The sequence below is a fragment of the Tsukamurella hominis genome (genome assembly GCF_965137015.1).
In the GTDB taxonomy this organism is placed as follows: Bacteria; Actinomycetota; Actinomycetes; order Mycobacteriales; family Mycobacteriaceae; genus Tsukamurella; species Tsukamurella hominis.
This window is the reverse complement of the sequence record NZ_CBCRZG010000013.1, coordinates 103,054-126,789: the sequence shown is the minus strand read 5'-3', so window position 1 is coordinate 126,789 and position 23,736 is coordinate 103,054. Positions and strand designations below refer to the sequence as shown.

The following is a 23,736-nucleotide window of genomic DNA, read 5'->3' as shown; positions in this document are numbered from 1 at the left end:
CCCTTCCCTACACTGGTGGCATGGCAGGGCGATCTCGACTGAAGTGGATGTGGTGGCTCTGCGCCTACATCGCGCTCGGCCTGGGCATCGTCGGCGTCGTGGTTCCGCTCATGCCGACCACCGTGTTCATCCTGATCGCGGCGTACTGCGCGGCGCGCGGTTCCGACACCCTGCACCGCAAGCTGCTCGAACACCGGGTCTTCGGACCGATGATCCGGGACTGGCAGGCCACCGGCGCCGTCAGCCGCAGGGCCAAGTACATGGCCGTCGGCAGCATGGCGGTGTGCGCCGTGATCCTGTTCCTCGTGACGCCGCACTGGTGGATCGCCGGCATCGGCACCGCGATCATGGCGATCGTGGGCACGTGGCTGTGGCTGCGCCCCGAGCCGACGCCCGAGCCCGCCACCGACGGTGCGGCCGACTCGGCCCCCGAGGCCGTCAGTCGTCCAGAGCAGTGACCGCGATCCCGTAGGGCAGGAAGCGGACCTTCCTGGTGACGTCGGTGTTGTGCTGGTTGGAGCGGAGCGCGTCGATCTCGGTGGCGTAGACCTGCTCGACCCGGGCTCCGCCGTCCTCGGCGGTGGCGATGATCGCCCACACCCCGTCGCCGGTCTCGCCCGCCGTCTCCGGCTGGCGCTTCGGGCGGCGGACGGCATCGTCGAACAGCCCGGAGAAGGCCTCCCGGCCCGCGGTACCGCCGACGAGCCGGCCGATCATGTCCCGGGCCTCGCGCGCGAGGTCGTCGAACTCGCCCGGACCGAACCCGAACGGGTTGTCGTTACCTGCCATGACTGACTCCTCGAGCCGTAGGGACCCACTTGACTCCAGTGTCCACACCGGAGGGGACCACGGCCACCCCGTTCATCCAGGGCGAACCGTCAATCGAGACAGAACTCGTTGCCCTCGACGTCGGCCATGGTGAGGCAGGACTCGTTCTCGCCGTCGGCCTCCTGCAGGTAGAGGCGGGTCGCGCCGAGCTTCTCGAGCCGCGCCCCCTCGGCCTCCAGGGCCGCGAGGCGCTCGGCACCCACCATGCCGGTGCCGACGCGGACGTCGAGGTGCACGCGGTTCTTGACCGTCTTGCCCTCGGGGACGCGTTGGAAGAACAGGCGAGGACCGACGCCGTTCGGATCGACGCACGCGAACGCGGAGCCGTGCGCCTCCGCCGGCAGCGTCGCCTCGAAGGCGTCCCAGTCCGCGAAGCCCGGCGGGGGCGGCGGCACCTCGTAGCCGAGCGCCTCGCACCAGAACAGCGCGACGCGCTTCGGGTCCGCACAGTCGAAGGTCACCTGAATCTGCCTGACGGTCATGGGGACAACCGTAGCGATCACAGCGGTCGGTTCACGACCTGATTTCGCGCGACGACGGCATTCGCGCGATCGCACGTACCGTGCAGTGTGGACCCGAACGCGCATCCCGAGATCGACGACGCCGTGCGGAGGTACTTCGCCGCCGCCGACCGACTCCTCCCCGGCGCAGTGGCGGCTGCGGCACTCGGTGGCTCGGTGGCGCTCGGCGCGTACCGTGCGGGCGCGAGCGATCTGGACCTGGTCGCGGCACTCGACGAATCCTGGCGCGGCCGCTCCGATCTGGTGCGCCGGCTGCGGCTGCTGCACCTGTCCCAGGTTCCCCGCGTCGCGGGCCGGGTCGTGCGCGGGCTCGGGTTCAGCGCGACGGTCAACACGTCGTTCGTCTGGGCGTCGGACCTCCGCCGCCCGGTCACCGAGATCGACCCGGTCGCCTCGCACGTCGGCGAGATCTTCGACCGGCGCGGCGCCTTCGATGTGAATCCGGTCGTCTGGGCCGAGCTCGCCCACGGCGGGGTGACGGTCCGCGGCCCCGATGTCGCTACCTGGGGCCTCGCCCCTGAGGCCGACCGACTCGCCGACTGGACCCGCACCAACCTGCGCGACTACTGGCTCCCCCTCGCCGACCGCACGGAACGCGGCACCCGGCCGCTGCGCGCGGGGCGGGTCGCATGGTGCATCACCGGCCCGGCCAGGATGCACGTCACGACGACGTCGGGCACCGTCGTCAGCAAGGCCGACGGTGCGCGCCGGGCGCGGGCGACCTTCCCCGAACACGCCCCGATCCTCGGGGTCGCCCTCGCGCATCTGGCCGGTTCCGCGGTTCCCGTGCAGCCGCCGCGCGATCAGTGGCGCGAGCAGACCGTCGCGGCGATGCGGGAGATCATCGCCGCGGCGTGATCGTCACCAGCCGCGGCCGAGGTCCACGACCGCGCGGCCGGTGTACTCGCCCGCGCGGAGGGCCTCGACGACGGCGCCGACACCGTCGATCCCGATGTCGTTCGCGACGAGGTCGAGGTGCCGCGGGCGCAGGTCGGTCTCGATCCGCCGCCACAGGGCGCGGCGGGGTTCGATCGGCATGAGCACCGAGTCGATGCCCGCGAGGGTGACGCCGCGGAGGATGAAGGGCATGACCGTGGTCTTGAGGCCCGCGCCGCCGGTGAGGCCGCTGGCGGCGACGACGCCGCCGTAGTTGAGGGTGCTGATCACGTCGGCGAGGGCGGCGCCACCCACGCAGTCGACGGCGGCGGCCCAGCGGCTCTTCCCGAGCGGCCGCGGCTTGGCCTCGGGGTCGAGCGGCAGCCGGCCGATGACCTCGGCGGCACCGAGCTCCCGCAGGCGGTCGGCGGCGGCGGGCTTGCCCGACGAGGCCACGACCTCGTAGCCGAGGCCGGCGAGCAGGTCGACGCTGGTGGAGCCGACGCCACCGGTCGCGCCGGTGACCACGACGGGCCCGTTCTCGGGGGTGATCCCCGCGTCGACGATCGCGGCGACGCTCATGGCCGCGGTGAAGCCGGCGGTGCCGACGGCGGCGGCCTCGCGGGTGCTCAGCGAGGTCAGCTTCACCGTCCACTCGGCGGGGACGACGGCCTGTTCGGCGTAGCCGCCGTCGCGGGCGGTGCCGATCTCGTAGCCGTGGGCGATGACGCGGTCACCCGCGGCGAACTCGTCCGAGGTGGACTCCAGGACGGTGCCGGCGACGTCGATGCCGGGGACGATCGGGTACTGGCGCACCACTCCACCGCCGGGCGTCAGTGCCAGGGCGTCCTTGAAGTTGACGCCGGAGAACTCGACGGCGATGCGCACTTGCCCGGGCTCGAGCGCGGCCGGTTCGCGGGTCTCCACGCGGGTGGTCACCGCGTCGTCGGCGGATTCGGCGATCAGGGCCCGGAACTGGGTCATCGTGGTCTCTCCTAGGGTCTCGGCGGCTTTCCCGCGATCCTAGAGGGAGGCGATGACGGCGGCGATGCGCCGCTCGCGGGTCTCGGCCCGCTTCGCCTCGGCCACGCCGCGCGCCGCCTCCTTGCGGCGGGTGTAGCTGAGGGCGTCGAAGGCCTCTCGTCGGCCCGCCGTCTGCAGCGCGGCGGCGAGATCGTCCGGGAGGTCGACGGTCCGCTCGGCCTCGTCGAGCTCGACGACGGCGTCGACGGTGTCGCCGATCTCGACCTCGAGGTCCTTGCGTGCGGCCTTGGACAGGCCGATCAGGTTGCACCCGCCCATGCCCGCGAGCCGCAGTCGCGCGGTGCGATCGCCGATCGTGACGCGCACCGCCGCGCGTTTCCCTCCGCCGAGTTCCTCGACCTGCGCATCGGTGAGTTCGATGGCGGTGGCCGGTCCGACGGGCTCCAGCGTGGTTCGTACATGCAGTGCCATGCGTTCCATCGTCCCCGAATTCGTCGGGCTATGCGGGCCCGCCGCCGATCCCGACCTCGTTGCCATCGGGATCGACGAAGATCGCCTTGCGCACGCCGTTCTCGTAGACCTCCTCCGACTGCGGGCGCAGGCCGCGGCCCGAGGCAGCGGCGAGGAAGTCCTCGAAGCCGTCGAGGAACAGCGTGGCCGCGGAATGACCCGCGTGCTCGGGGAGCAGCTCCGCGTAGACGTGCACGTGCTCCCCCAGCGTCCACACGTGCTCGACGTCGTTGGGCGCGAACGACTCCACGTCGCCGAAGAGCTGCTCGCCCCACGCGATCGCGCGGGGTAGGTCGGTCACGGCGAGGCGTGCGAACAGGTCCATGACGATCCCCGGATTCAGTGGTGCGCCGGGCCGGACAGGGCGGCGCCGTCGACCTTGGCGGGCAGGAACAGTGCGCACACGACGACCACGACGCCCATGAGCGCGGCGGCGGCGAAGGCCCACTGCAGTCCGCCGACGAAGGCCTCCGGCTGGGAGGCACCCGTCTCGGCGAGGTGCGACGAGCGGTTCGACATGACGACGATGAGCGCCGCGGTGCCGATCGCACCGGCGACCTGCTGGAGCGTGCCGAGCAGCGAGGAACCGTGCGAGTACAGATGCTCCGGCAGGTCGCCGAGGCCGACGGTGAAGACCGGCGTGAAGACGGCGGCCAGCGACACCATCAGCCCGACGTGCACCGCGACGAGCACCGGGTACGGCGTGGTCGCGCCGATGCGGCTCAGCGCGGCGAGGGCGACGACGATGCCGATCGCACCGGGGATCACCAGTGGGCGTGCGCCGACGCGGTCGTAGAGCTTGCCGACCTGCGGGCCGAGCAGGCCCATCGCGAGGCCGCCGGGCATCACGAGCAGGCCGGTCTGCAGCTCGGACAGCCCACGCAGGTCCTGCAGGTACAGGGGCAGCAGGATCATCGAGCCGAGGAAGGCCATGAACCCGGCGGTCATCAGCAGCAGGGAGACCGTGAAGGTGCGGTGCCGCAGGGCGCGCAGGTCCAGGAGCGGCATCTCGCGCTGCTGGAGACGGACCTGGTACGCGGCGAACGCGGCGATGAGCAGGATGCCGGCGACGACGATGAGGATCGGGCCGGTGACGTCGCCGGTACCGATCTCGCTGAGCCCGTACACCAGGCTGCCGAAGCCGCCCGCCGCGAGCACGACGCTGAGCCAGCTGATCGGCGTGCTCTCGGTCTCTCCGACGTTCTGCAACTGCCGCATTCCGGCGACGCCGACGAGCACCGCGATGGGCAGCACGAACACGAAGATGAGACGCCACGAGCCCAGGTGCAGGATCACGCCGGAGACCGCCGGGCCGAGGGCGGGTGCGCACGACATGGCCAGGGTGACCTGGCCCATCACGCGGCCGCGGTCGCTCTCGGGGACGACGGTCATCAGCGTGGTCATGAGCAGCGGCATCATCACCGCGGTGCCGCCCGCCTGGACGACGCGGGCCGCGAGCAGCACCTCGAAGGTCGGGGCGATCGCGGCGAGGGCGGTGCCGGCGCTGAACGTCGCCATGGCCACCGCGTACGCCGTGCGGGTGCTGACCCGCTGCAGGAACCAACCGGTCACCGGGATCACCGCGGCCATGGTGAGCATGAAGACCGTGGAGAGCCACTGGGCCGCGCGGGCGTCCACGTGGAAGTCGGTCATGAGCCGCGGGATGGCGTTGATCATGATCGTCTCGTTGAGGATCACGACGAAGGTGGCCGCGACCAGCAGTTTGATCACCAGCGGCGTGCGCCCGGCCTGCTCGGTCCGCGCGGTCGGCGATGCGTCGGCGGGCTTCGTCAGGTCGGTGGGGGGATGGTCCATCTGTTCAGTGTGCGTGGCCATGGTGGCTTCCTCATAGTCGTTTTCCGCGGCGACCTGTCGATCGCCTTCATGAATACGACGAACCACTGACAGGTTTTTCGACATCACCCGTCGACCGGATCTGTGAAATCGGCGTTCTGCGGACGTACGAGGCCAGATTTGGCCTCGTGTGCCCGGATTCCCCTGTTTTCACGAGCGCCGGCGCCCTGGCCGGGCCCGACGGACGGGTCTACGGTCGACGTATGAGTCGGAGTGCAGGGACCGCCAGCACGATGCCGCTGCAGGGCGTCATGAACGCCGTGATGCGGACGCTTCTCAAGGCGCCGGGCCTCTCGAGGTTCCTCGGCGAGCGCCTGCTCACGCTGTACGTGGTGGGCCGGAAGTCGGGCAAGGTCTTCGAGGTGCCCGTCGCGTACACGAAGCACGACGGGAATCTCCTGGTCGGCTCGCCGTTCGCGTGGGGGAAGAACCTCTGCACGGGCGAACCGATCGACATCCAGCTCGCGGGCCGCCGGAGGACCGCCGACGTGCGGGTGGTCTCGGACGAGGCCGGCGTGGTCGAGCTGTACGGCGTGATCGCGGCCGACAACAAGAACTTCGCCTCGTTCAACAACATCGGCTTCACCGCCGACGGCTCGCCTGACCCCGCGGACCTGCGACGAGCGTTCGACGGCGGCGCGAGGGTCTTCATCCTCACCCCGCGTTGACGGCGCACCCGGTGGGTCATCGCGGATCGCACCACATCGGCCACAGTGGTGGGGCGTCCGGGGCGGCGATTATCGGTGCGCCGAGGTCGGCGAATCCGGTCCGCTCGTACAGGCGGCGATTGTCCTGCGAGGACGCCTCCAGATAGCACGGCAACCCGCGGGCGGCGGCGCGGCGCAGTCCCTCCGCGAGCATCGTCGCGCCGACACCCTCTCCGCGCCGAGTCGGCAGGACCGCCATCGACGCGAGATGGATGTGCGGCTCGGCGGGCCGCACCGCGTCCGTCGCCGCCTGCACCGCCCGCATCCGGCGCGCGAGTGGGTCGACTCCGACGATGGCGTCCACCGGACCGGACCGTGGATCCAGCCAGATCGAGACGCCCACGGCGCCCGCGCTCGGTGCGAGCGCAGCGATGACGCCGCCCGTCGGCATCGCGTCGGCGATCGCGGCGGCGAACATCTGCTCGAGCACCACTTCCCGGGCGGACTCGTCGGGATGCATCCAGCAGGTGAAGGCGTCGTCCGCGAAAGCGGTCGCGCACACCCGCGCGAGGGAAGCGATGTCGTCGTCGCCGGTCGCGGGGCCGACGAGGAGCGTGTGGTCGCCGGTGCTCATCGCCGACCCGCCAGGACACTCGGGGTCTCGCAGCCGACGATGGCCGGCGCCTTCCTGACCAGTGAGTCGTCGGTCAGCGCCTCGACCATGTACAGCGCGTAGTCGACGCGGCGCATGCGATCACTCGCGAGGATCGGGTCGCCCACGTGCTCCCCCGCGATTGGGAGGCCCTGACCGGGACCTTCCTCGAGTGTGCTTGCCCGCACGAGGGTCCACGCCGCGTCACTCGCGTAGATCCGCCGTGCCGCCTCGACCTGGTCGTCGATGTCCATGACCCGTGCCGCGCGCATCACTTTCGTCAGTGCGGACTGCATCAATACCGTTCGCTTCGAATACCGGTCCGCATCGTCGTACGGCACGTGCCAGCCGCACGAGAAGATCAGCCGGGCATCGGGTTCCGCGGCGTCGATGACGGCCCGCGCCGTCCCCGAGGAGTAGCCGCGCACTCCCCACGGCACGAGGACCGTGAGCACGCCGTCGCACCCGGCGACGGCGCGACGGATCACGTCCGTGTCGTCGGTGTCGCCGGGTATCACCGTGATGCGGTCCGCGCGGTCGGCGAGCTTGCCGACGCTGCGCTCCCGGCAGACCCCGACCACCTCGCAGTCGCGCCGCAGCGCCTCGTCGACCAGGTAACGGCCGAGCTTCCCCGACGCGCCCACGACGCAGACCCGTCGAATCCCTCGCTCCTTCATGGCGTCTCCTTCTCGAGCTATGAAACTTACGATGTAAGTACGTTAGACTTACGCGGTAAGTTTCCGCAAGACCCGAGAGGACCTTCGTGCGAAAGAACCGGCCACCGCTGACCCGGGCGCGTGTCGTCGGCGCCGCCGTCGCGCTGGCGGACGCGACAGGTCTCGCCGCCGCCACCATGCGGGCGGTCGCCGGCGCCCTCGATGTCGAGGCGATGTCGCTGTACAACCACGTGAAGAACCGGGAGGACCTGCTGGACGGCATGATCGACGCGGTGTTCGCCGAGATCTCACCCCCCGCCGAATCACCGACGTGGCGCCCCGCGCTGCGCGAGATCGCCGAGCAGACCCGGACCGCATTGCAGCGACACCCCTGGGCGATCGGCATGCTCGATTCGCGCACCACTCCAGGGCCCGCGACGCTGCGCCGCCACGACTACATCCTCGGTCTCCTGCTCGCCGCCGGCTTCTCCCCGAACGCGGCAGTTCGGGCCGTCGCGGTGCTCGACAGTTACGTCTACGGCAGCGCACTCACCGAGAAGAGCCTTCCGCTCGGTGACGATCGCACGATCGCCGACGCGGCCACAGAGCTCGTTTCGACGATGTCCGAATCCGACTACCCGCACCTCGTCGAGGTCGCGCGAGTCCGTGCCGGCAGCCAGGGCGCAGATTCGTACGACGACGAGTTCGCGTTCGGGCTCACACTCCTGCTGGACGGCCTCCAACCCGACTCGCCCTGACGGCGGACCGGCGCTCCGACATCCGCGGCGGCGTCCGGGCGATAGGTACGCTCGGTCCAGTGTTCGCCATCCTGCGCCGCCTGATCCGCTACGCCGTGATCGCGGCCGTCCTGGCGATGGTCGCCTCGAGCGCGTGGGTGCAGTGGGAGAGCCGCTCGCGCATCCAGCAGGACGCATCCCGGCCGTGGGTGGTCGTGCTGGGCGACCGCGTGCACGACGGCGAGCCCTCGGTCTATCTCCGCGAGCGGCTCGACACCGCACTGACGGTCCTACGCGAGAGTCGCGCGCAGCGCGTTCTCGTCTCCGGACACGCGGCATCGACGAAGGGCGATGAGGTGGCCGCGATGCGGAAGTACCTGGAGGAACGCGGCGTCGCCGCCGGCACCATCACCGACGACCGCTTCGGCGTGACGACCTACAACACCTGCGCCCGCGCCAGGACCGTGTTCGGGATCGACCAGGCGATCCTGGTGACGCAGGACTTCCACCTGCGCCGCGCCGTCGCGCTCTGCCAGGCGCAGGGCATCGACGCGGTGGGGGTCGAGGCGGATTCCGACGCCGGTGTCTATTTGACGATGCGGAACTGGGTCCGCGAGGTCACACTGTCGCGCCCGAAGGCCGCTCTCGACGCCCTCCGCGATCCCGGCCCGATCTCACACGACCACTGACCGTCGCCCGACCCCACCGAATGCGTCTGCAACAATCGCGCTATGGGGAGACGTCACGGAGTGGCCGTGGGCGCTGCGTTGGTCGCGGCACTCACCGGCTGCACCAGCAGCATCGGAGGGGAGGCCATCCCCGCGGACCCGCAACTGGACACCGGCGGCTACGCGGTGGGGCCGCGCGAGGTGCCGGAACGCACCGGTACCGATGCGATCGTGCAGATGAACATCGTCCTGTCCGACTACGTCGTCCTCCCGCCCGACCTCGACGCGAAGTTCGACTGGTACGCGCCGAGGCCCTATCCCAGCCTCGCGGGGGCCGCCTCGCGGAACAACGTGCTGGGCGGGCCGATCGGCGACGCCGTCGCGCCCGGGCAGAAGGCCGGCGTCATCGGCGCGTTCCGGGAGGCGCGTGCCGACGGCGCTCCGACGATGGCCGTCTTCGTGATGCGGTACTCATCGGAGACCGAGGCCGCCAACGCCTACAACGGTGCGCGAGCGCTCATGCCGCGCGGCCGCGAACTCGGGCCCGGCGTCGTCGAGGGGCCGACGCCGACGTCCTTCGCGCCCGGCCTCGCGTTCTGGTCCCGGCATGCCGATTACGTACTGGCCGCGGTGACCCGGGACGTCGACCGCCCCCGCGCGGAGGCGCTGGCCGCGGCCTGGTTCGAGCGCCAACCGGCCCGGCTCGATCAGGTGCCGTTCAAGGCCTGGCAGATGCCGCCCGCTGACAAGGACGGCATCATGCGGTACACGCGGCTCGACGAGGTGGGCGAACCCATCATGGCGTTCGTGTCCGGGTATTTCTCGAACCGGGCGCTGGGGATCGTCGGCGACGGCAGATGGTCGTCCGGCCTGCGCACCCGGACGACGTTCCAGATCGAGCTCATCGGCGCCTCCGGCCGCAACCAGGTCATGCGCGCCGCCAGTCCGAACTTCGCCGCCGACTGGGTCGCGAATCAGGCGAAGACCTTCGGCGCGCCCGGTGCCGACGACGGCGGCCGCGTCGAGGAACGCATCCGCGGTCTCCCGCAGTCCGTGTGCGTATCGCGCGTGGCCCAGCTGCTGCAGCAGACGAACCGGGTGTTCGCCTGCCAGGTCCCGCGGGGGCGATACATCGCCGTCGCGTTCAGTTCGACGCTGGCGCAGGCGCAGCAGTCCACCGCCGCAGGCTATCTCACCCTCCCGCAGGCGTGACCCGTCGGCGACCGCTGTTCTCGACGCGACGCTCGTCGGGTCAGACGTTGAAGCGGAACTCGACGACGTCACCGTCGGACATGACGTAGTCCTTGCCCTCCATGCGGACCTTGCCGGCGGCTTTCGCGGCGGCCATGGTGCCGTTGGCGTCGAGGTCGGCGAAGGAGACGATCTCGGCCTTGATGAAGCCCTTCTCGAAGTCGGTGTGGATCACGCCGGCGGCCTTGGGGGCGGTGTCGCCCTTGCGGATCGTCCAGGCGCGCGACTCCTTGGGGCCGGCGGTGAGGTAGGTCTGCAGGCCCAGGGTGTGGAAGCCGGCGCGGGCGAGCGAGTCGAGGCCGGGCTCGTCCTGCCCGATGGACTCCAGCATCTCGGCCTGGTCTTCGGGGTCGAGCTCCAGCAGCTCGGACTCGATCTTGGCGTCGAGGAAGACGGCGTCGGCCGGGGCGACGGCGGCCGCCAGCTCCTCGCGGCGCGCGGCGTCGGTGAGCACGCCCTCGTCGGCGTTGAAGACGTACAGGAAGGGCTTCGCGGTCATCAGGTGCAGCTCGCGGACCGGGGCGGTGTCGAAGCCGGCGCCGAACAGGGTCTTGCCGTCGGTCAGGATCGCCTCCGCAGCCTTCACGGCCTCGAGCGTCTCGACGAGCTCCTTGTTCTTGCGCGCGTCCTTCTCGAGGCGGGGCAGCGCCTTCTCGATGGTCTGCAGGTCGGCGAGGATCAGCTCGGTGGCGACGGTCTCGATGTCGGCGAGCGGGTCGACCTTGCCCGCCACGTGCACGACGTCCTCGTCGGAGAAGACGCGCACCACCTGGCAGATCGCGTCGGCCTCGCGGATGTTGGAGAGGAACTGGTTGCCCATGCCCTCGCCCTCGGAGGCGCCCTTGACGATGCCGGCGATGTCGACGAAGGACACGGTGGCGGGCAGGATGCGCTCCGAGCCGAAGATCTCGGCCAGGCGGTTCAGCCGCGGGTCCGGCAGGTTCACCACGCCGACGTTCGGCTCGATGGTGGCGAAGGGGTAGTTCGCCGCCTCCACCTCACTGTTGGTGAGGGCGTTGAACAGGGTGGACTTGCCGACGTTGGGCAGTCCGACGATTCCGAGGGTAAGGCTCACGGGACCTCATTCTACGTGGTCGCGCGTGCGCCTCCCGACGGTGCGGGAGGTGCACTTCCCGACGGTGCAGGCCGCCCTCACCCAGGTCCGGCCCGCACCGTCGGAAAGCCCGTCGGGTCAGCGGTAGAGGCTGCCCGCGATCTTGGGGTCGTCGACGTTGGTCTTGTCGTACCAGTAGAAGCCGGTGTCGATGGTCTTGGGCAGCGACTCGCCCTTGATCGCCTTCACCGCCGCCGCGACGGTCTCCCGGCCGATGCCCACCGGGTTCTGCGTGATGGCTCCGGCCATCAGGCCGGACCGGATGGCGTCGATCTGCGCGGCACCCGAATCGAAGCCGATGATCTTGAGGTTGGTCTTGCCACTGCGCTGGACGGCGTTGACGATGCCCGTCGCCGCGCCCTCGTTGGTGCCGTAGAGGCCGACGAGGTTCGGGTGCGCCTGCAGCATCGTGGCCGCGAGGTCGGCCGCCTTGGCGGGGTCGCCGCCGTACTGCACGTCGACGATCCTGATGCCGGGGGCGTTCGCCTTGATCCAGTCGAGGAAGCCGTCGCGACGGTCCACGCCGGTCTTCGACGTCTGATCGTGTGCGACGACGCCGATCTCGCCGTTGCCGCCGACGAGGTCGACCATGCGCTTGGCGGCCTCGGCGGCCGCGGCCTTGTTGTCGGTCGACGCGGTGGTCACGGGGATGTCGCTGTCGACGCCGGAATCGAAGGCCACGACCGGGATGCCCCGGTCCTTGGCCTGCTGCAGCATCGGCGCGACCGCGGCCGAATCGAGGGCGGCGATCGCGATCGCCGACGGGTTGCGGTCGAGCGCGGTCTGCAGGAGCTGCACCTGCTTCTCGACCTGCGTCTCGTTGTCGGGACCCTCGAAGGTGATGGTCTTACCCAACTCCTTGGCCGACTCCTCGGCGCCCTTGTTGACGGCCTTCCAGAACTGGTGCTGGTAGCCCTTGGAGATGATGGCGATCTGCCCGTCACCACCCGACGAGCCGCCACTGGAGCACGCGGTCGCGGTGGTGACCATCGCGACCGCGGCGACGGTCACCGTCGCCGCGCGGAACATTCGCCGCACGGGTGTCGAAGCCTTTGTGAACACGGGATTCTCCTTGGATGGTCGAAGGGCGGAGCGGTTGAAGGGGACGATCAGGGACGCTTGCGGACGATGTCGATGTAGACGGCGACGAGGATGACCACGCCGACCGCGATGGACTGCCATTCCTGCGGGATGGACATGATCCGCAGGCCGTTGGTGAGCACGCTCATGATGAGGATGCCGATCACCGTGCCGGTGATCGTGCCGCGCCCGCCGGCGAGGGACGTGCCGCCGATGACGACGGCCGCGATCGCCTCGAGCTCGAGTCCCTGACCACCGGTGGGCTGGGCGGAGTTGAGGCGGGCGGCCGCGAGGACGCCCGCGAGGCCGACGAAGAAGCCGGAGAAGGTGTAGACGATGACCTTCCAGTTCTTGACGTTCACGCCCGAGAGCCGGGTGGCCTCCTCGTTGCTGCCGATGGCGTAGGCGTAGCGGCCGAGCTTGGTCTTGGCGAGCACGATGCCGGCGATCACCGCCATGAGAGCGAGGAGCACGACGCTGAACGGGATCCGGGCGCCCGGCACCAGGGACTTGTTGGCGATGGCGCTGAATCCCTCGACAGAGGTGAACCGGATCGGCTCGGTGCCCGAGATCACCAGCGAGGCACCGATCGTCACCAGCATCATGGCGAGCGTGGCGATGAACGGCGGTATCCCGAGGTAGGCGACGACGAGACCGTTCACGAGGCCGATGAACGCGCCGAAGAGCACGCCGCCGATCACGCCGATCCACAGCGGCAGGTTCCAGTGCACGAGGAAGACGCCGGTCATGATGCCGGACAGGATCATCGCGGTGCCGATCGACAGGTCGATGCCGCCCGTGATGATGACGATGGTGGTGCCGAGCGCGAGAAGGCCGATCGTCACCGAGGCGACGAGGATGCCCGTGAGGTTGCTGGCCGTCAGGAAGTTCGGGCTCGCGAACGAGAAGAACGCCACGATCACGATGAGGCTGACGAAAGCCAGGAACTGTTGCATCTGACCGCGGATCCAGGAGGTCAGCGCGAAGCCTCCCGCGGCGTCGCTGTCGGGCGTGGGGGGCGCGGTGGTCGCGGTCATCACTTCACCGCCGTCTCGTGGAAGCGGGTCGCGTTCTCCATGATGGTCTCCTGTGTTGCGTCGTCGCTGTCGAGAATGGTGGCGAGGCGGCCCTCGCCCATCACCGCTATGCGGTGCGAGAGGCGCAGCACCTCGGGAAGGTCACTGGAGATCACCATGATCGCCTTCCCCGATGCCGCCAATTGTTCGAGGAGCCGGTAGATCTCGTCCTTGGCTCCGACGTCGATGCCGCGGGTCGGCTCGTCCACGATGAGGATGTCGCAGTCGCGGGCCAGCCACTTGCCGATGATGACCTTCTGCTGGTTGCCGCCCGAGAGGTTGCGCACGGCCTGCCGGATCGACGGCGTCTTGACCCGCAGCCGGGACACCATGTCGGTGGCGAGGGCGCTGAGCTCGCCGTCGCGGATCACGCCGAACCTCGAGTACGCGTCGAGCGACGACAGGGCGATGTTGTCACGCACCGTCTGGTCGACGACGGCGCCGAATCGCTTGCGGTCCTCGGAGAGGTAACCGATACCGAGCGCGGCCGCGGCCGCCGGGGAGTCGATCGTGCGCTCGGTGCCGTTCACCTCGATCCGGCCCGCGGTGATCGGGTCCGCGCCGATGATGGCGCGGGCCAATTCGGTGCGGCCGGCACCCATGAGCCCGGCGAAGCCGAGGATCTCCCCGCGGTGCAGCTCGAACGAGATGTCGTGCAGCGGATGCTTACTACTGAGCCCATCGACCTTGAGGACGACCTCCCCAGGGGTCTCCGGCACCGTCGGGCGCTGTTCGTCGGCCACTTCGCGGCCGACCATCATCTCGATGATCTCGCGCATCGGCGTCGTCGCGGTGGGGCGCTGTCCCACGTACGTGCCGTCGCGGAGCACGACGATGCGATCGGAGATGCGCGGCAGCTCGTCCATGCGGTGGGAGATGTAGACGACACCGGTCTCGTCCGTGACGAACCGGCCGATCAGCTCGAACAGCGTCTGCACCTCGGCGTCGTTGAGGGCCGCCGTCGGCTCGTCGAGGATGAGGAGCCGCGCGTTCTCCGACAGGGCGCGCGCGATCTCGACCATCTGCTGCTTGCCCACGGTCAGGTCCCGGACGCGCGCGTTGGGATCGATCACCATGCCGAGCCGCTCGAGCAGGGCGGTCGTGTCGCGGACGGCGCCGCGGCTGTCGACCACGCCGAAACGCGTGCGCTCGCGCCCCAGGGTGATGTTCTGGGCGACCGTGAGGTCCGGGACCAGGCCCAGCTCCTGGTGGATGATGCTCACGCCGAGCGACTGGGCCTGCCCGGGCGAGGTCAACTGCACCGGGGCACCGTCGATCTCGATCGTGCCCTCGTCCGGGGACTCGACACCGCTGAGGAGCTTCATGAGGGTGGACTTGCCGGCCCCGTTCTCGCCGACGAGCGCGACCCGCTCCCCCGGATACACCTCGAGGTCGACGTGATCGAGGGCCACGACGCCCGGGAAGCGTTTCGTCACGCCGCTCATCCGGATCAGCGGGACGCGCGCGTCCGATGCGCCCGGGTCCTGCGACGTCGCTTCCACGCTCATGCACTCACCGCCCGATCCGGCGCCGTCTGCGCGGCGTCCTTCGTCCTCCGGTCAGGTGTGGACAACCGACCACCCTGTGTGCTGAGTCACATTAGACATCGGATGTTTGCATGTCAATAGTCGACACATCTCCATGAAACACGACGAAATCTCGGACGCAAGCGCAAACACATCAGATGTTCCGGCGGTAGCCCCGCATCGCGCCCCACGCCGACACGGATCCTCCGCCGCTCCGACCAAGGCGCCGATTCCGCGACGCCCGCGGGCACCCGGATGAAACGATGTTCCCTGCGAACCACCACCGTGGCGTGAACATCCCAGGAGGCCTCGTGTCAGCTCCCACCGCTCCGTCGACCACGGAGACCGACGGCGACATCACCTACGTCCGAACGGACCCGGACCTGCCGCCCGTCGCCGTCATCGATCGCAGCCCGATCACCACCAAGCACAAGGTGATCTTCGGCGTGATCGCCCTCGTCGGCGCGATCGCCTGGGCGATGATCGCCCTCGCCCGCGGCGAATCCGTCAACGCGGTCTGGTTCGTGCTCGCCGCCATCTGCACCTACGTCGTCGGCTACCGCTTCTACGCCCGGCTCATCGAACTCAAGGTCGTGCGCCCCCGCGACGACCACGCCACGCCCGCGGAGGTGCTGGAGAACGGCACCGACTACCTCCCCACCGATCGGCGCGTGCTGTTCGGCCACCACTTCGCCGCGATCGCCGGTGCCGGGCCGCTCGTGGGGCCCGTGCTCGCCGCGCAGATGGGCTACCTCCCCGGCACGATCTGGATCATCGTCGGCGCCCTGGTCGCCGGCTGCGTCCAGGACTACCTCGTGCTGTGGGTGGCGAACCGCCGCCGCGGCCGCTCGCTGGGCCAGATGATCCGCGACGAGCTCGGCCCCGTCGGCGGGGCCGCCGCGATCATCGGCATCGCCGCGATCATGACCATCCTCATCGCCGTGCTCGCGCTCGTCGTGGTGCAGGCGCTGGGCCACAGCCCCTGGGGCGTCTTCTCGATCGCAGCGACCATCCCCATCGCCCTGTTCATGGGCGTCTACCTGCGCATCCTCCGGCCCGGCCGGGTCTCGGAGGTCTCGCTGATCGGCTGCGTGCTGCTGCTCGCCGCGGTGATCGGCGGCCGCTACGTGGGCGAGAGCGGCTGGGGCAAGGAGCTGTTCACCCTCACCCCGGTCCAGCTGAGCTGGGCGATCATCATCTACGGCTTCGCGGCCTCGGTGCTCCCGGTGTGGCTGCTGCTCGCGCCGCGCGACTACCTCTCCACCTTCATGAAGGTCGGCACCATCGTGCTGTTGGCCGTCGGCATCGTCATCGCCCGCCCTGTCATGGAGGCGCCCGCGGTCTCCGACTTCGCGACCCGAGGCGACGGCCCCGTCTTCGCCGGCTCCCTGTTCCCGTTCCTCTTCATCACCATCGCGTGCGGCGCCCTCTCGGGCTTCCACTCCCTGGTCAGCTCCGGCACCACGCCGAAGCTGCTGGAGAAGGAGGGGCAGATGCGGCTGATCGGCTACGGCGGCATGCTCACCGAGTCCTTCGTCGCGATCATGGCGCTGATCACCGCGTCGATCATCAACCAGCACTTCTACTTCGCCATGAACGCGCCGCTCGCCAAGACCGGCGGCACCGCGGAGACCGCGGCGACGTACGTGAACTCGTTGGGCCTGAGCGGCGACCCGGTGACCGGACAGCAACTGTCGCAGGCGGCGAAGGACGTCGGCGAGGAGTCCATCGTCTCCCGCACCGGCGGCGCCCCGACGCTCGCTTTCGGCATGTCCGAGGTGCTGCACCAGGTGTTCGGCGGATCGTCGATGAAGTCCTTCTGGTACCACTTCGCGATCATGTTCGAGGCGCTGTTCATCCTCACCACCGTCGACGCCGGCACCCGCGTCGCCCGCTTCCTGGTCTCGGACGCGCTCAGCAACCTGGGCGGACCGTTCCGGCGGCTCAAGGATCCGAGTTGGCGCGTCGGGGCTTGGGTCGCCTCGCTGCTGGTCGTCGCCGCGTGGGGCAGCATCCTGCTCATGGGCGTGACCGACCCGCTGGGCGGCATCAACACGCTCTTCCCGCTGTTCGGCATCGCCAACCAGCTGCTCGCCGCCATGGCGCTCACCGTGGTCGTCGTGGTGGTGGTCAAGAAGGGCTACTACAAGTGGGTCTGGATACCCGCGATCCCGCTGGTCTGGGACCTCATCGTGACCATGACCGCCTCCTGGCAGAAGATCTTCAGCTCCGACCCGGCGGTCGGCTACTGGAAGCAGCACAGCAACTTCAAGGCCGCCGCCGAAGCCGGCAAGTCGTCGTTCGGCTCCGCCAAGACCCCGGAGGCCATCGACGCGGTGGTGCGCAACACCTTCATCCAGGGCACGCTGTCGATCGTCTTCGCGGTCATGGTGCTCGTCGTCGTGGTGATGGGCGTGTGGACCATCTACCGCACCGTCTCCGGCAACGGCCGCCCCCTCACCGAGGAGGAACCGGTGCCCAGCAAGCTGTTCGCGCCGAGCGGCCTCATCCCCACCGCCGTGGAGAGGAAGGTGCAGGAGCAATGGGACGCCCTGGGAGTGACCCGATCATCCGGGCACTGAAGGCGGTCCGCTGGTACGTGGGCTCCGTCATGGGCGACAACCACTACCAGCGGTACGTCGAGCACCGTCGCGCGACGCATCCGGGCGAGCCGGTGATGACCGAGCGCGAGTACTGGAAGGCGCGCCACGACGGCGCGACGGTCCAGGCTCGCTGCTGCTGACCGGCGCCGCCCACGGTGGTGTCCGAAAGCCGCTAGCGCGAGGGCCCGCGCGATGCCAGAGTCGATGGCGTGACCACCAGCTCACCCCACCTCGACTTCGACCGGTGCTACCGGGCGATCGCGGGGCGCGACCCTCGGTTCGACGGCCAGTTCTACACCGCCGTCGCCACCACCGGCATCTACTGCCGTCCGTCGTGCCCCGCGACCACCCCGAAGGCGCAGAACGTGAGCTTCCATCTCACGGCCGCTGCGGCGCAGGCCGCCGGCTATCGGGCGTGCCGGCGGTGCCTTCCGGACGCGGTGCCCGGCTCGCCCCGGTGGAACCTCGAATCCGACCTCGCCGCGCGGGCCATGCGCCTCATCGCCGACGGGGTGGTCGACCGGTCCGGAGTGACGGGCCTGGCCGCGCGGCTCGGCTACAGCTCCCGGCAGCTCACCCGGGTCCTCACCGTCGAGCTCGGCGCGGGCCCGCTGGCACTCGCGCGGGCACACCGCGCGACCACCGCCCGGATCCTCATCACCGGAACCCCGCTCCCCTTCTCCGACATCGCCTTCGCCGCCGGCTTCACATCGATCCGCCAGTTCAACGACACGATCCGCGAGGTCTTCGCGCGGACGCCGTCGGAGCTACGGGCGCAGCGCGGACCCGACCCGGCGGCACCGTCGACCGGAGAACTGAGCCTGCGGCTCGCGCTGCGCGGACCGTTCGCCACCGGCTGGGTGCGGTGGTTCCTCGCCGCGCACGCCGTGGCGGGCCTCGAGTACGCCGACGGTGACCACTACGCCCGAGTCCTGAGCCTGCCGGGCGGCAACGGGATCGCCACCGTCGACCTGGGTTCCGCGCCGGACGGGTACGTGCGCGCCACGCTGTCGCTCGCCGCGATGAGCGACCTGTCGACGGCGGTGACGCGGCTGCGGCACCTGCTGGACCTGGATGCCGACCCCACCGCCGTGGACGAGGCGCTCGGTGCCGATCCGCAGCTGGCGGCGCTCGTCGCCGCGACGCCCGGCATCCGCCTGTTCGGCACCGTCGACCCCGCGGAGCTACTGCTGCGCACCATGATCGGGCAGCAGATCTCCATCGCCGCGGCGGCCACGCACCAGGCCAGGCTCGTCGAGGCGCTCGGGGCGGAGGTCGACGACCCGTCGGGCAGGGTGCGGCGCGCCTTCCCCACCCCGGCCGCCGTCGCCGAGCGGGGCGGCGAGGTGCTCACCGGCCCGCGGACCCGGATCGCCGCGATCCTCGGCGTCGCGGCCGAGTTGGCCGAGGGGCGACTCGTGCTGCACGGCGGCATGCCCCGGGAGGAGGCCCGCGCGGAGCTGCTGCGGCTCAAGGGAGTCGGGCCGTGGACCGCCGACTACGTGGCGATGCGCCTGCTCGCCGACCCCGATACCCTCCTCGCGTCCGACCTCGTCGTGGTGAAGGGCGCGGAAGCCCTCGGGCTCGACATCACCGAGAACCGGTGGAGCCCGTGGGGCAGCTACGTCTCCCTGCACCTGTGGAACCACTCGCTCACCACCGACCGGAGGATCACCCCGTGACCGCCCACTTCGCCACCGTCGCCACGCCCGCCGGGCCCTTCACCGCCGTCGTCGACGCCGACGGGGCCGTCCTCGCCTCGGGCTGGACCGCGGACCCCGGCGACCTACTGCCCGTCATCCACACGACGCTGCGGCCCACCGCCGTCGACGAGCGCGCCGAGCTCGGCGCCGTCACTCGGGCCGTCGCGGCCTTCCACGCCGGCGAGGTGGCCGCGATCGACGACATCGTCGTGCGCCAGCGCTCCGGCGCCTTCGTCGAGCACGCCTGGGACGTGCTGCGCACCGTCGAACCCGGGCGGCCCGTGACGTACACGGAGTACGCCGACCTGTCCGGCCGGCCGGCGGCGGTCCGGGCCGCGGCGATGGCCTGTGCCCGCAACGCGGCGGCACTGTTCGTCCCCTGCCACCGGGTGCTGCGGTTGGACGGCTCCCTGGGCGGATTCCGGTGGGGACTCGCCGTGAAGGAGTGGCTGTTGGCGCACGAGGCACATACGATCGCGACGTGAGCGAAGAGACGACGACCCCGCCGCCGGGCAAGAAGACCCGCAGCGAGGTCTATGGCGAGGCCGGCCGCTGGCTGGCCACCTGGAGCTGGCGGACCGTCGCGGTCGCGGCGTTGCTGTTCGTGCTCAGCTGGGTGATCGGCGAGTTCTGGTCGATCCTGCTGCCCGTGCTGCTGGCAATTCTTCTCTGCACGGTGCTGTGGCCGCCGGTGCGCTGGCTGCGGAGCAAGGGGCTGCCGCCCGCGCTCGCCACCGCGCTCGTGCTGTTGCTCTCGCTGGGCCTGCTCGGCGGGATCATCGGCGCCATCGCCCCGTCCATCGGCGGGCAGTCCAAGGAGATCGCCGATCGCGCCGTCGAGGGTGTCGGCAAGGTGCAGAAGTGGGCGCAGGGCCCGCCGCTGAACCTGCAGGACGAGCAGATCAGCAAGTTCGTCACCTCGATCACCAAGAAGCTGCAGGAGAGCGCCGAGACCATCGCGACGGGCGTCTTCACCGGCGTCAGCGCCGCGGGCTCCTTCGTGGTGGCGATCGTGATGGTCGCGATGCTGACCTTCTTCTTCCTCAAGGACGGCGACAAGTTCATGCCGTGGCTCAAGCGGCATTCGGGCACGCCGGTCTCGGAGCACTTCGCCGAACTGCTCAGCCGCATCTGGGCCACGCTGGGCGGCTTCATCCGCACGCAGGCGGTCGTCAGCTTCATCGACGCCCTCTTCATCGGCCTCGGCCTGGTGATCCTGCAGGTACCCCTCGCGGGCGCGCTGGCCGTGATCACGTTCCTGGGCGGTTTCATCCCGATCGTGGGTGCGTTCGTCGCCGGCGCACTGGCGGTGGTCGTGGCGCTGGTGACCAACGGCTTCGGCACGGCGCTCGCGGTGCTCGCGGTGGTCATCGCGGTGCAGCAGCTCGAGGGCAACGTGCTCTCGCCGATCCTGCAGTCGCGCTCCATGCAGTTGCACCCCGCGATCGTCCTGCTCGCGATCGCCTTCGGCAGCACTCAGTTCGGCATCATCGGCGCGTTCCTCGCCGTGCCCGTCGCGGCGGCCATCGCGGTGCTGTTCCGATACCTCGGAGAGCTCGTCGACGAGGAGACCGGCGAGACGCCGCCGCCCGAGGAGGAGCCGAAGCCCAGCTTCTGGGACAAGTTCCGGCGCAAGCCCGCGACGCCCGCGGCGGAGCCGGCGAACGAAGCCCCGGCCGAGACGGCCTGAAACTTGTCAGTGGGGGCGGCCATGCTGACGCCATGGACCTCTCGCATCTGATCGTCGCGCTGCTGGCGCTGCTGGTCGGCGGCGCCGTCGGGATCCTCCTGGCCCGGTCCCTGCCCGCGCCGCCCGGCCGGTCCGACGGTGCCGGCCCGCCACCCGACGCAGTGGCCGGACCGGTGAACGCGCTGCTCGCGCCACTGCGGCAGACCCTGGAATCCCTGGGCCACGAGTTCGCCGTCGCCGAGCGCAGCCGGGTCGCGGCCTTCGCGGGGCTGCGGGAACAGATCGGCACCGTCGCGCGCACGAGTGAGGCATTGCGCGCGGAGACCGCCACGCTGCGCTCGGCGATGAAGTCGTCCACGGTGCGCGGCCGCTGGGGCGAGTTGCAGCTCGAGCGGGTGGTGGAGCTGGCCGGGCTGAGCCGGCACTGCGACTTCTCCACCCAGGTGGGCGGCGCGGTCGGGGACACACGGGTGCGGCCGGACGTCGTGGTCCACATGGCGGGCGGCCGCGACCTGGCGGTCGACGCGAAGGTGCCGCTGGACGCCTACCTGCAGTTGCTCGAGGCGCCGCCCGCGGAGCACGCCGCCCTCCTCGCCGATCACGCCCGCCGGTTCCGCTCCCACGTCGTGCAGCTGGCGGGCAAGCGGTACTGGGAAGCCGTCGGCTCGCCGGAGCTGGTGGTGATGTTCGTGCCCGCCGAGGCCTTCCTCGACGCCGCCCTCCAGGCCGACCCCGAGCTGCTCGAGTTCGCCCTCGACCGGAATGTGGTGCTCGCCACACCCACAACCCTCGTCGCGATGCTGCGCGCCGTCGCGCTGAGCTGGCGACAGCACGCGCTCGGCGAGGACGCCGCGCGCATCCAGGCCCTCGGCCGCGAACTGAACGAGCGGTTCGACGTCCTCAACAGCCACTTCTCCTCACTGGGTACGGCGCTGGGCAGGACCGTGGAGGCGTTCAACGCCACGGTCGGCTCCTACAACGCGCGGGTGGGCGTCACCGCGCGCCGCCTGGCCGACCTCGACTCCCTTCCCGACGGTTCCCGCGAGGATCCGCTGGAGCTCGACCGCGCGCCGCGGGCCGTCCCCACGGCGGCAGATTCTCGGTTCTCACAGCCTTAACCGGTACGGTTCACCTGTGTCGAAGTTCCAACCGTCCCGCTCCCAGGTACCGGTCGACGAGCGTTCCGTGCTCGCGACGGTGCCCGGACTGCCGTGGTGGGGCGCTGTCCTGACCATGCTGGTCTTCACCGCGGCGGGCGCCCTCGCCTCGGGTGAGTTCGCGGGCGCGAACGCCGGCGTGCTCGCCATGGCCGTGGGCGCCGTCGTGGCCGTGCTCGCGGTACGCAACCGCGCCCTGTTCACCGCGATGGTCCAGCCGCCCCTCATCATCGCCACCGCGATCCCCCTCTATCGCTGGTTCTCCCTTCCGAGCCCGCGCAAGACCAGCCAGATCCTCACCGACGTGCTGTTCCCCATGATCTCGCTGTTCCCGTGGATGTTCTGGACCACGGTGATCGTGCTGGTCATCGGCGGCGCGCGCCTGCTGCAGTACCGCTCACTCACCGCGACCGCTCGCAGCGCGCAGCGCAGCAGCGCGGCGTCGGGGGCGAAGACGTCCGCCGCCAAGAGCGCCGTCAAGGCCGGTGCGGCGAAGCCGGGCACCGCGAAGCCCGCTGCCGCCGCGGCCGCGGGCGCCGCCGCAGGTGCCGCCGCAGCGAAGAAGCCCGCCGCCGCCGCATCCGCCGGCCTGCCGATCGGCGACCGGATCCGCGCGGCCTTCGCCCGCCTGCGTCCTGAGCCCGCCGCCGGTGCTGTCGGCGCCGCAGCCCTCGCCGGCGACGGCACCGGCCGGTCCGAGCGGCACCAGAGCCGGGCGACCGCGCACCGGTCCAGCCGCGCCGTCCGGGATCGCGCGGACCGCCGCGAGCCGGCCTCCGCCGCGGCCGACACCGCCGCCCGGGGCCGCAGTTCGGCCGCGCGCCGCGAGGACCCCCGTCGCGAGCTCCGCCGCAGCGAGGTGCAGCGGGACGAACAGCGCCGGGATTCGGCGGCGCGCCTCGCGCGGACCCGCGAGGAGATCGCCGCGCGCGATGCCGGCGCCCCCGCCACCCAGATCAACCGCGTGGTCCGGCCGGATTCCGGCCAGATCCCGCGGCCGTCGATGCCCCGGCGCCCCGCCGACGACGGTCGGGCGATGCCACGCGGTGCCCGGCCCCGTCCTGCTGTCGCGCAGGGCGACCGGCCCCGCCCCGGCATCCACGACTCGCGGGAGTTGCGGCACGACGACGAGCGGCGCCGGATCGGCGATCCGCAGCCCCGATGGCGCACCCCGCGCAGCGCGGAGGGCCGCGCGGACGTCCCCGTCGGAAGGGCCGCCGCCCCCGCTGACTCGCGCGACTACCGGCGTGAGGCCGGCGACATCGACCGCGCCCGCGGTATGGAGCCCGCGACGCCCCGCGCCGAGCGGCAGCGGCCGCGGATCCCGCGCGACGACTTCGCGTCGTTGCCTCGCATCTCCGGCAGCCGCGCCGCGCAGCCGGACCTGCCCAGCCTCACCGGCGAGGAGCGGACCGCCCGCCGCGGCGACGCACCGTCGAACCCGGGGCGCTACGAGCACTACCGGCCCCCGCGCTACCGGCCGCTGAGCGAGGACGCACCGGTGGAGACCAACTTCCGCGACGACTTCGCCGAGCCCGCGGAGGAGCCGCGGCCGATCCGCCGGCACCGCTACAAGGACTGACTCCCCCCACAGCACGCGACG

Annotated in this window: 25 protein-coding genes; 13 read left to right on the top strand and 12 right to left on the bottom strand. The window is 70.8% G+C overall.

The window, feature by feature from the left end; all coding sequences use genetic code 11:
• The first annotated feature begins 20 nt into the window (after positions 1-20).
• Positions 21-458, top strand: coding sequence for a YbaN family protein (locus tag ACM9LD_RS16605; protein ID WP_415677683.1), 438 nt, complete (start codon positions 21-23; stop codon positions 456-458).
• On the opposite strand, the gene ACM9LD_RS16600 is transcribed toward ACM9LD_RS16605, so the two are convergent.
• Positions 439-789, bottom strand: a complete 351-nt coding sequence (locus tag ACM9LD_RS16600; protein WP_224645899.1) for a hypothetical protein — start codon at positions 787-789, stop codon at positions 439-441. The two genes, ACM9LD_RS16605 and ACM9LD_RS16600, sit on opposite strands and share 20 nt — an antisense overlap.
• 89 nt (positions 790-878) lie before the next feature.
• The gene (locus ACM9LD_RS16595) at positions 879-1,310 is read right to left on the bottom strand and encodes a VOC family protein (RefSeq protein ID WP_415677682.1); all 432 of its coding nucleotides are present in this window, start codon (positions 1,308-1,310) and stop codon (positions 879-881) included.
• An 87-nt stretch (positions 1,311-1,397) separates the two neighbouring features.
• Here ACM9LD_RS16595 and ACM9LD_RS16590 point away from each other — a divergent pair, with 87 nt between their 5' ends.
• A complete protein-coding gene (locus ACM9LD_RS16590) occupies positions 1,398-2,207 on the top strand; it encodes a hypothetical protein (RefSeq protein WP_415677681.1) in 810 nt (269 codons plus the stop codon).
• Between the two features lie 3 nt (positions 2,208-2,210).
• Here ACM9LD_RS16590 and ACM9LD_RS16585 read toward each other — a convergent pair whose 3' ends face one another.
• The 4 genes from ACM9LD_RS16585 to ACM9LD_RS16570 are packed head-to-tail and all read right to left on the bottom strand — an operon-like array spanning position 2,211 to position 5,555.
• Positions 2,211-3,209, bottom strand: a complete 999-nt coding sequence (locus ACM9LD_RS16585) for an acrylyl-CoA reductase family protein (protein ID WP_415677680.1) — start codon at positions 3,207-3,209, stop codon at positions 2,211-2,213.
• A 39-nt stretch (positions 3,210-3,248) separates the two neighbouring features.
• The gene (locus ACM9LD_RS16580; RefSeq protein ID WP_415677679.1) at positions 3,249-3,680 is read right to left on the bottom strand and encodes a YdeI/OmpD-associated family protein; all 432 of its coding nucleotides are present in this window, start codon (positions 3,678-3,680) and stop codon (positions 3,249-3,251) included.
• A 28-nt stretch (positions 3,681-3,708) separates the two neighbouring features.
• Positions 3,709-4,044 carry a VOC family protein gene (locus ACM9LD_RS16575; protein WP_415677678.1) on the bottom strand — a complete coding sequence of 112 codons (336 nt, stop codon included), beginning with the start codon at positions 4,042-4,044 and terminating at the stop codon, positions 3,709-3,711.
• Between the two features lie 14 nt (positions 4,045-4,058).
• Positions 4,059-5,555 (bottom strand): MDR family MFS transporter, encoded by a 1,497-nt coding sequence (locus ACM9LD_RS16570; protein WP_415677677.1) that lies wholly within the window; start codon positions 5,553-5,555, stop codon positions 4,059-4,061.
• Positions 5,556-5,776: 221 nt separating this feature from the next.
• Here ACM9LD_RS16570 and ACM9LD_RS16565 point away from each other — a divergent pair, with 221 nt between their 5' ends.
• Positions 5,777-6,241 carry a PNPOx family protein gene (locus ACM9LD_RS16565; protein WP_415677676.1) on the top strand — a complete coding sequence of 155 codons (465 nt, stop codon included), beginning with the start codon at positions 5,777-5,779 and terminating at the stop codon, positions 6,239-6,241.
• Between the two features lie 16 nt (positions 6,242-6,257).
• On the opposite strand, the gene ACM9LD_RS16560 is transcribed toward ACM9LD_RS16565, so the two are convergent.
• Both ACM9LD_RS16560 and ACM9LD_RS16555 read right to left on the bottom strand, forming a co-directional pair.
• A complete protein-coding gene (locus tag ACM9LD_RS16560) occupies positions 6,258-6,854 on the bottom strand; it encodes a GNAT family N-acetyltransferase (RefSeq protein ID WP_415677675.1) in 597 nt (198 codons plus the stop codon).
• The gene (locus ACM9LD_RS16555; RefSeq protein ID WP_415677674.1) at positions 6,851-7,549 is read right to left on the bottom strand and encodes an NAD(P)-dependent oxidoreductase; all 699 of its coding nucleotides are present in this window, start codon (positions 7,547-7,549) and stop codon (positions 6,851-6,853) included. The genes ACM9LD_RS16560 and ACM9LD_RS16555 overlap by 4 nt, the downstream gene beginning before the upstream one ends.
• A gap of 86 nt (positions 7,550-7,635) precedes the next feature.
• Between ACM9LD_RS16555 and ACM9LD_RS16550 the strand changes: the two genes are divergently transcribed.
• The 3 genes from ACM9LD_RS16550 to ACM9LD_RS16540 are packed head-to-tail and all read left to right on the top strand — an operon-like array spanning position 7,636 to position 10,145.
• Entirely contained in the window at positions 7,636-8,286 is a 651-nt protein-coding gene (locus ACM9LD_RS16550; protein WP_415677673.1) for a TetR/AcrR family transcriptional regulator C-terminal domain-containing protein, read from the top strand.
• Positions 8,287-8,345: 59 nt separating this feature from the next.
• Positions 8,346-8,954, top strand: coding sequence for a SanA/YdcF family protein (locus ACM9LD_RS16545; RefSeq protein WP_415677672.1), 609 nt, complete (start codon positions 8,346-8,348; stop codon positions 8,952-8,954).
• A gap of 42 nt (positions 8,955-8,996) precedes the next feature.
• Positions 8,997-10,145 carry a DUF7373 family lipoprotein gene (locus ACM9LD_RS16540; RefSeq protein WP_415677671.1) on the top strand — a complete coding sequence of 383 codons (1,149 nt, stop codon included), beginning with the start codon at positions 8,997-8,999 and terminating at the stop codon, positions 10,143-10,145.
• Between the two features lie 40 nt (positions 10,146-10,185).
• Here ACM9LD_RS16540 and ychF read toward each other — a convergent pair whose 3' ends face one another.
• The 4 genes from ychF to ACM9LD_RS16520 all read right to left on the bottom strand — a co-directional run bounded on the left by ychF (position 10,186) and on the right by ACM9LD_RS16520 (position 14,962).
• Positions 10,186-11,259: a redox-regulated ATPase YchF gene (gene ychF / locus ACM9LD_RS16535; RefSeq protein ID WP_415677670.1), complete on the bottom strand. Its 1,074-nt coding sequence runs from the start codon at positions 11,257-11,259 to the stop codon at positions 10,186-10,188.
• Between the two features lie 117 nt (positions 11,260-11,376).
• Positions 11,377-12,360 (bottom strand): ABC transporter substrate-binding protein, encoded by a 984-nt coding sequence (locus tag ACM9LD_RS16530; RefSeq protein WP_415677669.1) that lies wholly within the window; start codon positions 12,358-12,360, stop codon positions 11,377-11,379.
• Positions 12,361-12,407: 47 nt separating this feature from the next.
• A complete protein-coding gene (locus ACM9LD_RS16525; RefSeq protein ID WP_415677668.1) occupies positions 12,408-13,415 on the bottom strand; it encodes an ABC transporter permease in 1,008 nt (335 codons plus the stop codon).
• The gene (locus ACM9LD_RS16520; RefSeq protein ID WP_415677667.1) at positions 13,415-14,962 is read right to left on the bottom strand and encodes a sugar ABC transporter ATP-binding protein; all 1,548 of its coding nucleotides are present in this window, start codon (positions 14,960-14,962) and stop codon (positions 13,415-13,417) included. Before ACM9LD_RS16520 ends, ACM9LD_RS16525 begins: the two co-directional genes overlap by 1 nt.
• A gap of 329 nt (positions 14,963-15,291) precedes the next feature.
• On the opposite strand from ACM9LD_RS16520, the gene ACM9LD_RS16515 reads away from it, so the two are divergent.
• From ACM9LD_RS16515 to ACM9LD_RS16485, 7 genes are all read left to right on the top strand, one after another.
• Positions 15,292-17,562, top strand: a complete 2,271-nt coding sequence (locus tag ACM9LD_RS16515) for a carbon starvation CstA family protein (protein WP_415677666.1) — start codon at positions 15,292-15,294, stop codon at positions 17,560-17,562.
• Positions 17,523-17,723, top strand: coding sequence for a YbdD/YjiX family protein (locus ACM9LD_RS16510; protein ID WP_336670091.1), 201 nt, complete (start codon positions 17,523-17,525; stop codon positions 17,721-17,723). The genes ACM9LD_RS16515 and ACM9LD_RS16510 overlap by 40 nt, the downstream gene beginning before the upstream one ends.
• Positions 17,724-17,792: 69 nt before the next feature.
• Positions 17,793-19,265, top strand: coding sequence for an AlkA N-terminal domain-containing protein (locus tag ACM9LD_RS16505; RefSeq protein ID WP_415677665.1), 1,473 nt, complete (start codon positions 17,793-17,795; stop codon positions 19,263-19,265).
• On the top strand, positions 19,262-19,771 hold the full coding sequence (locus tag ACM9LD_RS16500; RefSeq protein ID WP_415677664.1) for a methylated-DNA--[protein]-cysteine S-methyltransferase: 510 nt from the start codon (positions 19,262-19,264) through the stop codon (positions 19,769-19,771). Before ACM9LD_RS16505 ends, ACM9LD_RS16500 begins: the two co-directional genes overlap by 4 nt.
• Entirely contained in the window at positions 19,768-20,976 is a 1,209-nt protein-coding gene (locus tag ACM9LD_RS16495) for an AI-2E family transporter (protein ID WP_415677663.1), read from the top strand. The genes ACM9LD_RS16500 and ACM9LD_RS16495 overlap by 4 nt, the downstream gene beginning before the upstream one ends.
• Positions 20,977-21,008: 32 nt before the next feature.
• Positions 21,009-22,094, top strand: coding sequence for a DNA recombination protein RmuC (locus ACM9LD_RS16490; protein WP_415677662.1), 1,086 nt, complete (start codon positions 21,009-21,011; stop codon positions 22,092-22,094).
• Positions 22,095-22,110: 16 nt separating this feature from the next.
• On the top strand, positions 22,111-23,715 hold the full coding sequence (locus ACM9LD_RS16485; RefSeq protein ID WP_415677661.1) for a DUF6542 domain-containing protein: 1,605 nt from the start codon (positions 22,111-22,113) through the stop codon (positions 23,713-23,715).
• Positions 23,716-23,736 lie beyond the last annotated feature (21 nt).